Below are 12,191 nucleotides of genomic sequence, written 5' to 3'. Positions count from 1 at the left end.
GGGTAAAAGCTCTTCCAAGATTTAAGTCTTATAAACTGGCTAAGCCAATTTTCAGAGGAAAAATCCGAAATATTTTTGCGTGGGTTTTTAGGTAAAATGTTGTTTTCCGGAGAGGAAACCTCAAAACAAGCTAAAATACTATCTGGTGGCGAAAAAGTAAGATGTATGATTGCAAGAATGATGTTAAGTGGAGCCAATGTTTTGGTATTAGATCAATCTACAAATCATTTAGATCTTGAGTCTATCACTGCACTAATAATGGTCTTCGTGACTATAAGAGCAATGTATTATTTACTTCTCATGACTATGAATTTGTACAAACCATAGCAAATAGAATTATTTAAATCATTCCTGATGGATTAATTGATAAACAAACAACTTATGAAGAATATGTGGAAAGCTCAATATTAAATAAAAGCATTTAACACTATAAAAAATAGCCCTTACTTTTGTTGGTAAGGGCTATTTTTTATCTCTTTCCTCTTTTTTTATTCTTATTATTGTACTTTTTTCCCCTTGTATTTTGTGGTTTAAAGCCATTTTGCCTTCCATAGCTTTTATTTTTAGAGTTGCTATCTTTTTTCCTTTTTTCCGTTTCAATCTTTTTCCTTTTTAAAGTCATCCTTATTTTTCTTTCAATTGTTTCTAATCCTTGTCGATCTTTTGGTGCAATGAAAGTAACTGCTATACCAGTTTTCCCTGCTCTTCCTGTACGGCCTATACGATGAATATAACTTTCAGCATCTTCAGGTATATCATAGTTAAAAATATGGGTTATTCCTTCAATATCTAACCCACGAGCGGCCACATCTGTTGCCACAAGAAATTGTGTTTCAGCATTTCTAAAAGATTTCATTGCCTTTTCTCGTTTTGCCTGACTAAGATCTCCATGTATTTCATCTGAATTGTATCCTCGCTGTTTCAAAGCATTATTTAAAGTTTTTACACGACGTTTCGTTCTACAGAATATAATTGCCATAAAAGGTCTTTCTTCATCTATTACCTGACAAAGAGCATCTTGCTTTTTCCTATCTGTAGTCTCAACTACTATTTGTTTTATTTCGTCTAAAGTTATCTTTTCACCTTGTATCTGTACCTGACTAGGTTCTCTCATATATCTAGTAGCTAGAGATCGAAGTCCTTTAGGCATTGTAGCAGAAAATAGCATTGTTTGACGTGTTTTAGGTGTTTCACGAATAATGCTCTCTATATCCTTTAAAAATCCCATATTCAACATTTCATCTGCTTCATCTAATACAAGCATTTTAAGTTTACTTAAATCGATGCTTTTTCTTCTAATATGGTCTAATAATCTACCTGGTGTACCAATTACTATATGGATACCTCTCTTTAACTTTTTCAATTGTTTCTCCACATCTTGCCCACCATAGGCTGCTAGTATATTTATATCTTTAAATGAATTAAGTTTTTTAGCCTCATTAGTCACTTGAATTGCCAACTCTCTAGTAGGAGTAATGATCAATGCCTGTATGTAAGGCTTGTTTTCATCAATCCTCTCCATAATAGGAAGCATAAATCCAAGGGTCTTTCCCGTTCCTGTCTGAGCTTGAGCTATAATATCTTTTCCATTTAATAATTCAGGTATAGCTTCCTGTTGAACAGGTGTTGGTTTTGTTATACCATTTTGCCTCAACATATTTTCTAATTCACTACTAATTCCAAGGGTCTTAAAATTATTTGTCATAATAGCTGCTACCTCTCTTTTTCCTTTATTCTTGCCAATGATTATTCAATCTATTCTATCATATATAGTATAAGAATATATAGTTTTATTTATCCTGTCTTGACTCTTTAAATAATATAACTTTTCCTTGCAAATATTCTTATATATGATATACTATAAAAGTTAGTTAGTCTTAAGATATAAGTTTTTGGTTCGGTATAAATAAGTATTTTGGGCAATATCCTATCATTTTTTTCTAATATTGTTTAAGTGTTTCTTTTCTTATATGAAATTTATCATAAGAATCTAAATATCTTTCTTGTTTTGTACTAAAATCCAATAATTTAAATAAATAACTATTTACTAACATAATACTATGTTAGTTTTTTTATATTGATTAAAAGGAGGTGTTTTTTATGACACAAAATGTTTTGATTCCACTTGTTGTCTTATTTCTTATAACAGCCTTTACCAATGTTTTATCAACGTTGAAAACAATATTGATATCTAAAAAAATTATGAATCCAGTATATCTTTTAGTATTTGTAGATGCTATAATATTTGCAAATATAGTAGGTAAAGTCACCAGTTCTGATGGTTTACATTTCACTATTGCATATGCTTTAGGTAGATCTGCTGGAGTTTTCATAGGGAATAAAATTGAGGAAAGATTGGCCCTTGGCATATTAGAAGTAGATTTATTTTTAAATAATAAATCTAAAATGATAAAAATTGCAGAAGAACTTAGAGATGCAGGATATACAGTCAATAACTATTCCGTTAGTGGGAATAATGGAGATAAAAGATATAAAGTTGAAACTGTAATTAAAAGAAAAGAATTTAAAATCTTTGAAGATATAGTTGATGATTGTGGAGTTAGTAAGCCAACTTTAAAAATTAAAAATTTAAGTAAAGTAGATGGAAAAATAACTACAACAAAAATTAGTGGTGCATAAACACCACTGATTCTAAAGTACTATTCTCGTCCAATATCTTTCAATTCTTCTTCTGTTAAATATCTCCACTTTCCTACTGGCAAATCCTTCAATGTAATGTTCATAATGCGGATACGTTTCAACCTTACAACTCTGTAGTTAAACTTTGCACACATTCTCCTAATTTGCCGATTCAATCCTTGAGATAATATAATTTTAAAAGTTCTATTGTTTAATTTTATTACTTCGCATTTTTTAGTTATTGTATATTCATTTCTAACAGGATTGTAGATTTTCACACCATTGGCCATTCCATTTATAAAAGAAGGAGTGATCTTTTTATCTACTGTTACAATATATTCTTTTTTATGATTATTTTCTTCTCTTAAAATTTCATTGACTACGCTACCATCATTGGTAAGTAGTATTAGCCCTTCTGAATCTTTGTCTAATCTACCTATCGGAAAAATTCTCTCAGGATAGTTTACAAAATCAATTATATTCCCCTTTATATGTCTTTCTGTTGTGCAAGTAATCCCTACAGGTTTGTTTAATGCAATGTAAACAAAGTCCTTTTTCTTTTCTAATACTTTACCGTCTACTTCTACTATATCTTCTGGTTTCACAGTATACCCTATAGTGGGAATTTTGCCATTGACTTTTACTTTATTTTGTTTAATTAATTTATCGGCTTCTCTTCTTGAACAAAGCCCAGTTGAACTAATAAATTTATTAAGTCTCATAAAAATCTCCTTTTACATCCTTGATTTTACATATTTTATAATATATTATACCACAATGACTATTTTCTTTTTCGTAGTATAATAGATATAATTAATATATTATTTTTTAAAAGGGGATGATTATAATCGATAGAATAAATATTGAAAAAATGATATTGCATATATTAGATAGTTCTGTAGGAATACCTGCACTATCAGAGGCTGAACATCCATATAGTGGCGATATAATAGAATTCTTAGAAATTCATATAGAAAAAGTTTTTAATGATATAAATATTAAAAAGGCTTTCTTTGATACCCAGGAAAATCCAGTGAAAAATATATGTATGGAAATTGCAGAAAACAACGATACATTTATAGAAAAAACTAAGGAATTTGCCCAACTTATGTATGATATAATGGCTGAAAATGCCTCTATACCTCCTTGTGATTTGATTTGTTCACTATTTAATGGAGATGGGAAAAAATACTTAGGATTTTTCATACTGAATTATAAATCTTCTTATATACATTATGTAGAGGAATCAGAGGATAAACGTATTAATAAAGTAATAAAACAAAAAACAACCCTTCCAAATATAAATCAAAAAATAGATGAATGCATAATAATAGATTTAGAAGATTTTTCTATACTGTTGAAGGAAAAGAAATATGAGATTAATGGCCAAAAAGAATACTATATATCTAAATATTTATTGCAATCAAAGGATACTTTATCTGATAAAGAAAAGATAGATATAGTGAACAAGGTATCTAAGAAAATAGTACAAGATTATTATGAAGATGATGTGAAAAAGATAGCAGAAATAAAAAATGCTATAGTAGAATCTGTAGAAGAAACAGATACTATAGATATAGATCATATAAAGACTAAAGCCTTTAATGAAAATTTAGAACTTCAAAATATATATGAAGAAGAGATAGAGAGAAGAGGGTTAAAGGAAAAGACTATAGAAGTAAATGAACCAATGTATAAAAAAATACCTAAAACCCAAAAGTTTGTAACAGATGATGGCATAGAGATAAAAGTCCCTATATCCCTCTTAACAGGCGATGATAAAATAGAATTTTTTAATAATACTGATGGAACTATATCTATATTGCTTAAAAGCATAAAAGAAATTCAAGGGAAATAGGCAAAAGGACAGAAACATATCTGTCCTTTTGTTAACTTTGCAGTATTTCAACAAACTTTTGTGAAGCAGGTGAAAGAGAAACACTTTTTAATGAACAAACCCCTATACTTCTTTTAGGTATTTTTTCAACTGTTTTTACTTCATATATTGATCCATTTTTTAAATACTCCTGTGAAAACTCCTTAATTACACAGGATATACCTAGGTTGATTTTTGCAAACTCTAATAATAAATCATGAGAACCGAGCTCAATCTCTGGCTCTATTCTAACCCCTTGAGATAATATATATTTCTCTACATATTGCCTTGAGTTTGACTTAGCCTCAAGTAAAATTAATGGAAAGTTTGATATTTCACTGAAAGTTAAAGGTGAAGAAATCCTATCCTTATATTTTTTCCCGCAGACGAATATATCATGAATATCTATTAACTTTTTTTCTTCTAATGATGAATCTTCAATAGGTAAATTGCAAATGGCAATATCTACATAGCCTGATTTAATTAAATTACATAATTCTAAACTTGTACGGTTTATAATCCTTAGCTTAATATTTGGATATTCATTGTGGAATTCCTCTAAATAAGGTAATAAAAAATAGCGTGAAATAGTGTCACCAACACCTATTCTTAGTTCTCCTACCATTAAATTTCTAGATTCCTCAATCTTTTTTTCACCTACATCAATTAAGTTAAGAGCTGAGTTTGCATATTCAAATAGTATTTGTCCTTCCTTTGTTGGTATCACACCTTTAGGTGTTCGCGTAAAAAGTCGTATCCCTAGTTCTTCTTCAAGCTGCATCATTGCTTGGCTAATAGCTGGCTGTGTCATATAAAGAGATTTTGCAGCGTTAGAAAAACTTCTATATTTAACTACTTCACAAAAAACTTTATACAAATCTAATTTAATAGACATATAAGCACCTCTTATACCTAGTATTATGTATATTTATTTTATTTATATCACAAAATAACATATACTAAAAGTGAAAGTTGGTGCTTATAAAAATTAAAATTTAAGGGGAGATTATAATGGAAAGAATAGTAGGAACTGTTGTTAGAGGTCTTCGTGCCCCAATTATCAAAGAAGGAGACAATATAGCGGAAATTATTTCAAACACTATATTAAAAGCTTCAAATATAGAAGATTTCTCTATAAAAGATAAAGATATAGTTGGTATAACTGAATCTGTAGTTGCTCGTGCTCAAGGAAACTATGCAAATATCGAGGACATAGAAAAAGATATACATTCAAAGTTTGGAGAAGATACTATCGGTGTTATATTTCCAATTTTAAGCCGTAATCGTTTTGCAATATGCCTTCGTGGTATAGCAAAGGGAGCTAAAAAAATAGTCCTAATGTTTAGATTTCCTTCTGACGAGGTAGGAAATTCTCTAGTAAGTATAAATAAACTTGATGAGAAAAATATAAATCCTTGGACAGATACTTTAACAGAAAAGGAATTTCGTAATTACTTTGGATATAATAAACATATTTTTACTGGTATAGATTATATCGATTATTATAAGTCTTTGATTGAAGAATATGGTACTGAATGTGAAATTATATTTTCAAATGACCCAAAAACAATTTTAAGATACACAGAAAATGTTCTTGCCTGCGATATTCATACAAGATTTAGAACTAAAAAAATATTGAAAGAAAATGGGGGCAATAAGATCTGACCATACCCCCTTAAAGTTTACAGGTGAAATAATAAAAACCTGTTAAAACTTTAAGGGGGTTTTGTATGTCTGAAAGAAGTAAACATAGTGTAGAAATCAAACTGATAGCGGTAGAAAGATATCAGAATGGTGAATCTGCTACTAAATTATCTAGAGAATTTGATGTAGATGTGAAAACCATTCGAATTTGGACTAAGAAGTATGAGGCATTTGGTATTGATGGCATAAAGGAGAAAGGAACATGGACTAGGTATTCAATAAAATTGAAAATTGCTGCTGTTGAGGACTATCTAAATGGTAAAGGTTCTCTAAGAGATATTTGCACAAAATATGGAATAAGAAGTAATTCTTCTTTGAGAAAATGGATTTTGAAGTATAATACTAGTAAAGAATTAAAATCTTACCCGAAAGGAATTCAAAAATCCATGAAAAAAGGTCGTAAAACAACTTATGAGGAAAGAATTGAGATAGCAAAATATTGCATAGAAAATAACTACAATTATTCAGAAACTGCAAAAATCTACGATGTTAGCTACCAGCAAGTCTACTCTTGGGTTAGAAAGCTTGAAGAATCTGGAGAACAAGGCTTAATCGATAGAAGAGGTAAATCAAAGGAAGAAACTTCTTTAACAAAAGAAGATAAATTAGCGATTGAAATTAGAAAACTTAAGAAACAAAATAGAGAATTAGAAGTGGAGAATGCTCTGCTAAAAAAATTAGAGGAACTCGAGAAGAGGTATCGTTAGGCCGAGTTCCTGCCTTTAGAATGCACTCAGCCATAACTGAACTACATAACAAAGGCTACTCTATCTCTGAGTTATGTAGATGTGCAGGAATATCAAGACAAGCGTACTATCAATACAGAAATAGAAACAAATCAGAAAATGAAATTAAAAATACAAAATTAGTAGATGTAATATTAGAAGTTTATGAAGATGTTGATGGAATCTATGGATATCGTCAGATGACATTAGCTGTAAATAGAAAACTTGATGCAAAATACAATCATAAGAGAATATATAGATTAATGAAAATATTAGGACTAAGATCAGTAACAAGAAAAAAGAAGAATAACTATGTAAAGTCTACTCCTGATTATGTAGCAGAGAACATACTAAATAGAGATTTTATTGCTAATAAGGCTAATAAAAAATGGGTTACTGATGTAACAGAATTTAAATATGGAGCTAATAAAAAAGCATATTTAAGTGCAATTATGGATTTATATGATAACAGTATCGTAGCATTTAAAATCGGTCATTCAAACAATAATCAGCTAGTATTTGATACACTAGAAGAAGCTATAAAAAACAATCTTAAAGCAAAGCCATTAATACATAGTGATCGTGGCTATCAATATACATCTTATGGGTTTAAGAGAATGCTAGAGCTTCAAGGGATGACTCAAAGCATGTCTAGACCAGGAAAATGCATTGATAATGGTCCAATGGAATCATTTTGGGGTAAGATAAAATCAGAAAGATATTATTTAAGATTTAAAAAAGAAGGATACAATACATTTGAAGAATTGGAAAAAGATATAGAAGATTATATAGAATTTTATAATAATGATAGACCACAGAAAAAATGTGATGGATTTGCACCAATAGAATATAGAATGATGGCTGCATAGAAATTTTACTGGGGTACCCCAGTAAATAAGAGAAGTAGGATCTCTTTCAATCCTACTCATCTATAGCTTTTATTATTTCGACTGTAAACCTAAATGGGTTCAGGTCATTTTAGGGTGTTTTTTATATATAATATATTAATTGTTTGTTTTTTTATATTTAATTCATTTTTCTATTATAACAAAAAATGAATTAAGCTTCTTCTTTTTTTGATTCGCATACATTGTAAATGTATTTTAGAAAATTATTAAGTTCTATATCCTTATTATTAATGATTTTCGTAAAAATATTTGAAAATAGGATAAATAATAAGTATCCGATTATAGTTCCAATAAAGTTCATTATTATATCGTTAATATCAACATATCTGTAAGCATAATTTACTATAAGACCAATTAAAAGTTGAAGTCCTTCTATGATTAATCCAATTGAAATTCCTAAAAATATTATCTTTTTTTTAGTAATTTTGGTTATAAAAGATATTCCGAAACCAAATGGTATGGTTAATAATATGTTTAATAAAATTTGTTCATATGATAAAGTATCCATTAATCCAAAGTTGAAGGGTATTAAATTAATATTATTAAGAAAACGAGAATCCTGTCGTATGATATTTAAATATTCGTTATCTACAGGAATTGGAAATATAGTATATTTTAAAACAAAAATCATATAAATATAAAATATACTGAAAAACAATATGTACATATTGTTTTTTTCAGTTTTGGTTTTAATAATATAAATAAAAATAAAAAGTATTATTGTACTAATTAGTATCGTTATTATATCAAAATCTATCATAAGAATCATCCTTTCAAATAATGAATTTTTACTATATGAGTTGATAGTTTTATTCATATAAGAAAGTAGCTAAGTGACTCTAGAGTCACTTAGCTACTTTCTTATAATTTTTTACCTTGTAGTTAGAGTCCCTCTTCCTTTTAAATTCCAGCCATCATCCTCTGCTTTACCAGCTACTATATAATATGTACCACCGGTTTGCTTGCCAAATGCTTTTGAAAAACTAGTTGTAGAACCTAAACTTTGCGATTTAGGAGTAGCAGATGTTGAGCCAACATATTTATCACGACCAGATTGTTTTTTAAAAACACTTATAGTTACGGTGTTTGCTCTTGAGTTGCATCCTAGATCTAGACTATTAACTATTAATTTTCCACTTATACTCATTCTTCCAGCAGTCATTGAATGTGTATGACCAGTTTTAGCACCATTTACATATTTTCTATTCATCGTAAATTTAAATGAAGCAGAGTTTGCAAATGCAATTGGTGCAAGAAATATAGTTATAATAATTACACTTGTAAATAGGCTAATAACTTTCTTTTTCATAGTAATACCCCTCCTTTTTTTATAGTTTTTTCTTATCTTGATACTATAGAAACACTAGGAATTTATGTTGAATGTCTTTAGGTGTGTATCTTTCAATGTCTACAGGTAAAAAAAAGGGGGGTTTTTATATTTTCTTATTCATTTTTTTATTCCCTTCTGGTTTTGCAGAAAGGACTGATTCACTTGTATAAATATAATAACATAGAATTAAAAGAATGTGAAGTACTAAAAGACTTAACAAAAACAGGAAAAGAAAGACCTTGGAGAGAAAAAAAGTTAAAAACAATAGAATTAGCTGAATCTTATTTTAGATTAGGAGATAAAAAATATTATAGAATTAGGGATTGTGGTTCATTTTTGGAATATAAAAGACATATAGAAACAGGAGAAAAGAAGTTGAATGGTGCTAATTTCTGCAAAGTGAGGTTATGCCCAATGTGTTCTTGGAGAAGAAGTTTAAAAATTTATGGACAAGCTTCGCAAGTCATGGAAAAAGCTTTAGAAGAAAAAAGCTATAGATTTTTATTTTTAACATTAACTTGTAAAAATGTTTATGGAGAAGATTTATCAAATCAAATAAATAATTTATTTTATGCCTTTAATAAAATGAGTAAAAGGAAAATATTTAAACAAACTATAAAAGGTTGGTTTAGAGCATTAGAGGTTACTCATAATTTAGATAAAACATCTAATAATTATGATACATATCGGATTGACCCCTTAATATTGGACAAAAACTCACGAATACTTTCTTTTTCTTAACTTCTTTATATTTTAATGTTTTTCGCTTCTTTTATTGTACATAAATATTTATCTTCATCAAGGGTAAAGGCTACTCCCCTGCTATCGCAGGCCCTTGATTTCAGCTAAATATTTATGTGGTTTGCTCCTAAGCGAAAAATATTAAAGTCTTACTACTAAGGATTTTGCTGTTCCTTTTAAGGTTCTTCTATAGAATTCCATTGGAGGAATATATCCTAAGGAACCATGAATTCTGATTTTATTATATGATTTCATGTATTCAGAGACTTCTTTGTAGGCTTCAGCATAGTTTTCAAATTCGTACCTTGATAAACATTCATCTTCCAATAATCTATGGAAAGATTCTATATGAGCATTTTTATTTGGGGTTTTAAATGGTATTCTTTCATGCTCTAAACTCAGCTCTTGACACGCATCTTCAAATTTATGACTGATAAATTGTGGCCCGTTGTCTGACCTTATTACTAATCCAGTTTCTTTATTATAGAGTCCACGTTTCATTAATGCTCTTTTAAGAGCTATGACTATATCTTCTGCGGTACATGATAGACCCATATGGTATTCCACTATGTTTCTATCATATACATCTAGAAAGGAAGCTATATAAAAAACCTGTCTTCACCATTGATGTAACCATATTTAATATCTACTTCCCAAAGAGAATTTGGTTTTGTAATCTCTCTATTTTGAGCTATCTTTCTTGGATACTTTGGCTTAACTGTTCTCTGAGGTCGTAGTATTTTTAATTCTTTACATAATCTATATACTTTCTTTTTATTTATAATTAATTTGAATTTTCTTCTTAGAATTATAGTTATTTTGTAATAACCATAGCATAACCCTTCAGATTCAATGATTTCACAGATGTATTCTTTAATTTGTTCATCACAAATGGTTTCTCCATCGGTAGTGTTAGATGAACCTGAGATCGGTCTACCACCCTTGTTTACTAATCTTTTATCTTCTATTGATTCTTTATTTGAATCTTTATTTATATTAAAGTAATAGGTTGATTTGTTTAATTCAAGTATTTTGAGTACCTTAGTTACTGGATATCCATAGCCTATCCATTTATTAGCTATGATTACTTTATCTTCTATCCTTGGCTCGTTTTTTTTAGCAGGTCTTTAAGAATTGCTATTTCAAGATCTTTTTCACCTAATAGCTTCTTTAATTGCTCGTTCTCTTTATCTAAAGGAGAATTAGTACTATAATCTATATTAAGAGGATAATTGGTTTTATTAGCTGCTTTAGATTCTCTAACCCATCTTGTTACTGTACCTGGGACAATATCATGCTTTCTTGCTACTAAAGTTGCATTACCGACTTCCTCTACTTCTTTAACTATTTGACGTTTAAATTCTTCTGGATATCTTGTATTTTTGCTTCTCATTCTGGCAACCTCCTGTTGATTATATTTTACTATAATCGTGTGTGATTGTCCAAAATGGTTAGGGGGCTAAATAGGTAATTAATAGTGATAACTAAATATGTTCAGTCTTCTTTGTACTTAATTTTTATATTTATTGCTATAATATATGGATATTCTTTATTTAATTTTTTACCACAGAAATATAGCTTATATAATAATATATTATAAAATGCACTTAGTAGTGAATGTTTTTGATAGTAGATATAACATAACTAAAGCAGTAGATTATATAAAAATCTACTGCTTTTAGTGACAAAAGTAAACCCTATAAGTGGAAAGTATATATTTTTAAATCCAATAATTAATTTATTTCTTTAAAGAAATAAACCATAACATATGTGCTTAATTTTTCAGTTTACCATTTTTATCAAATTTTTTTCGTAATGCTATTTCAGTTGGTATTATTGATAACATCATTACTGCTAATTGAATATATATTATCCATGTAAATATTTTTTCATAATTTTTTCTAAATAATAACATAACAATTAATGAAACAGTTAACAAAATAATTCCACTATAAAACCAAACTTTAGCATGATAAGCATGAGCAAATCCCCATGTTTCTTTGCTTTTCATAGACATTTTCGTTCTGTATCCATAGACCCAATTTATACTTTGTGGTGGATACTTCTTCCACAATGCACCAAACCCCAACATTGTAATTGGAATTAAGGAGTGCATAATTATTAAAAAAATATACATTTTAATTTCTCCTTAGAAAAACACTTAAAAATATAATTTATTCTATATAATATTATATCATTTAATAATGATTTGTTTCATTTTTTTGTAATTTCCTCATTATTATTGCATGAATTTTTATGAACTTCCT

11 protein-coding genes and 2 pseudogenes are annotated in these 12,191 nt (G+C 28.7%); 6 read left to right on the top strand and 7 right to left on the bottom strand.

What is annotated here, in order from left to right:
• Positions 1 to 18: 18 nt before the first annotated feature.
• Positions 19 to 425: pseudogene (locus tag FYJ27_RS13010) on the top strand (ATP-binding cassette domain-containing protein); the annotation flags it as partial.
• Positions 426 to 469: 44 nt separating this feature from the next.
• Here the strand turns inward: FYJ27_RS13010 and FYJ27_RS03000 are convergent.
• On the bottom strand, positions 470 to 1,705 hold the full coding sequence (locus FYJ27_RS03000) for a DEAD/DEAH box helicase (protein ID WP_154482923.1): 1,236 nt from the start codon (positions 1,703 to 1,705) through the stop codon (positions 470 to 472).
• A gap of 395 nt (positions 1,706 to 2,100) precedes the next feature.
• Between FYJ27_RS03000 and FYJ27_RS02995 the strand changes: the two genes are divergently transcribed.
• Positions 2,101 to 2,640 (top strand): DUF5698 domain-containing protein, encoded by a 540-nt coding sequence (locus FYJ27_RS02995; RefSeq protein ID WP_154482920.1) that lies wholly within the window; start codon positions 2,101 to 2,103, stop codon positions 2,638 to 2,640.
• Positions 2,641 to 2,660: 20 nt separating this feature from the next.
• Here FYJ27_RS02995 and FYJ27_RS02990 read toward each other — a convergent pair whose 3' ends face one another.
• Complete coding sequence (locus tag FYJ27_RS02990; RefSeq protein WP_154482917.1) at positions 2,661 to 3,362, bottom strand: pseudouridine synthase; 702 nt, start codon at positions 3,360 to 3,362, stop codon at positions 2,661 to 2,663.
• A 116-nt stretch (positions 3,363 to 3,478) separates the two neighbouring features.
• Here FYJ27_RS02990 and FYJ27_RS02985 point away from each other — a divergent pair, with 116 nt between their 5' ends.
• On the top strand, positions 3,479 to 4,498 hold the full coding sequence (locus FYJ27_RS02985; RefSeq protein WP_154482914.1) for a nucleoid-associated protein: 1,020 nt from the start codon (positions 3,479 to 3,481) through the stop codon (positions 4,496 to 4,498).
• Between the two features lie 31 nt (positions 4,499 to 4,529).
• On the opposite strand, the gene FYJ27_RS02980 is transcribed toward FYJ27_RS02985, so the two are convergent.
• A complete protein-coding gene (locus tag FYJ27_RS02980; protein WP_154482911.1) occupies positions 4,530 to 5,411 on the bottom strand; it encodes a LysR family transcriptional regulator in 882 nt (293 codons plus the stop codon).
• A 116-nt stretch (positions 5,412 to 5,527) separates the two neighbouring features.
• Between FYJ27_RS02980 and FYJ27_RS02975 the strand changes: the two genes are divergently transcribed.
• Both FYJ27_RS02975 and FYJ27_RS02970 read left to right on the top strand, forming a co-directional pair.
• A complete protein-coding gene (locus FYJ27_RS02975) occupies positions 5,528 to 6,181 on the top strand; it encodes a coenzyme F420-0:L-glutamate ligase (protein ID WP_154482909.1) in 654 nt (217 codons plus the stop codon).
• A gap of 65 nt (positions 6,182 to 6,246) precedes the next feature.
• Positions 6,247 to 7,814, top strand: a protein-coding gene (locus tag FYJ27_RS02970; RefSeq protein WP_154482906.1) for an IS3 family transposase whose coding sequence is annotated in 2 segments (ribosomal slippage) — positions 6,247 to 6,865 and positions 6,865 to 7,814 — 1,569 coding nt in all. Because the reading frame shifts where the segments join, the coding sequence is not laid out codon by codon here.
• A 190-nt stretch (positions 7,815 to 8,004) separates the two neighbouring features.
• Here the strand turns inward: FYJ27_RS02970 and FYJ27_RS02965 are convergent.
• Together FYJ27_RS02965 and FYJ27_RS02960 are read right to left on the bottom strand one after the other, a co-directional pair.
• The gene (locus FYJ27_RS02965) at positions 8,005 to 8,613 is read right to left on the bottom strand and encodes a VanZ family protein (protein WP_195839064.1); all 609 of its coding nucleotides are present in this window, start codon (positions 8,611 to 8,613) and stop codon (positions 8,005 to 8,007) included.
• A 111-nt stretch (positions 8,614 to 8,724) separates the two neighbouring features.
• Positions 8,725 to 9,162 (bottom strand): hypothetical protein, encoded by a 438-nt coding sequence (locus FYJ27_RS02960; protein ID WP_154482900.1) that lies wholly within the window; start codon positions 9,160 to 9,162, stop codon positions 8,725 to 8,727.
• Positions 9,163 to 9,345: 183 nt separating this feature from the next.
• Between FYJ27_RS02960 and FYJ27_RS02955 the strand changes: the two genes are divergently transcribed.
• Entirely contained in the window at positions 9,346 to 9,924 is a 579-nt protein-coding gene (locus FYJ27_RS02955; RefSeq protein WP_154482897.1) for a protein rep, read from the top strand.
• A gap of 141 nt (positions 9,925 to 10,065) precedes the next feature.
• Here FYJ27_RS02955 and FYJ27_RS02950 read toward each other — a convergent pair.
• Positions 10,066 to 11,317, bottom strand: a pseudogene (locus tag FYJ27_RS02950) (IS3 family transposase).
• A 381-nt stretch (positions 11,318 to 11,698) separates the two neighbouring features.
• Positions 11,699 to 12,061 carry an SdpI family protein gene (locus FYJ27_RS02945; protein ID WP_154482894.1) on the bottom strand — a complete coding sequence of 121 codons (363 nt, stop codon included), beginning with the start codon at positions 12,059 to 12,061 and terminating at the stop codon, positions 11,699 to 11,701.
• Positions 12,062 to 12,191 lie beyond the last annotated feature (130 nt).

It is taken from the genome of Anaerosalibacter bizertensis (assembly GCF_009696605.1).
Lineage (GTDB): Bacteria > Bacillota > Clostridia > Tissierellales > Sporanaerobacteraceae > Anaerosalibacter > Anaerosalibacter bizertensis.
Note: the sequence above shows the minus strand (reverse complement) of the source record. Positions and strands in the feature narration are given on the sequence as shown.

Excerpts from the sequence above, each read along its gene's own strand:
- FYJ27_RS02975 (WP_154482909.1), top strand. The coding sequence starts at position 5,528 with ATGGAAAGAATAGTAGGAACTGTTGTTAGAGGTCTTCGTGCCCCAATT.
- FYJ27_RS02985 (WP_154482914.1), top strand. The coding sequence starts at position 3,479 with ATGATTATAATCGATAGAATAAATATTGAAAAAATGATATTGCATATA.
- FYJ27_RS02995 (WP_154482920.1), top strand. The coding sequence starts at position 2,101 with ATGACACAAAATGTTTTGATTCCACTTGTTGTCTTATTTCTTATAACA.
- FYJ27_RS03000 (WP_154482923.1), bottom strand. The coding sequence starts at position 1,705 with ATGACAAATAATTTTAAGACCCTTGGAATTAGTAGTGAATTAGAAAAT.
- FYJ27_RS02980 (WP_154482911.1), bottom strand. The coding sequence starts at position 5,411 with ATGTCTATTAAATTAGATTTGTATAAAGTTTTTTGTGAAGTAGTTAAA.
- FYJ27_RS02945 (WP_154482894.1), bottom strand. The coding sequence starts at position 12,061 with ATGTATATTTTTTTAATAATTATGCACTCCTTAATTCCAATTACAATG.
- FYJ27_RS02960 (WP_154482900.1), bottom strand. The coding sequence starts at position 9,162 with ATGAAAAAGAAAGTTATTAGCCTATTTACAAGTGTAATTATTATAACT.
- FYJ27_RS02990 (WP_154482917.1), bottom strand. The coding sequence starts at position 3,362 with ATGAGACTTAATAAATTTATTAGTTCAACTGGGCTTTGTTCAAGAAGA.
- FYJ27_RS02965 (WP_195839064.1), bottom strand. The coding sequence starts at position 8,613 with ATGATAGATTTTGATATAATAACGATACTAATTAGTACAATAATACTT.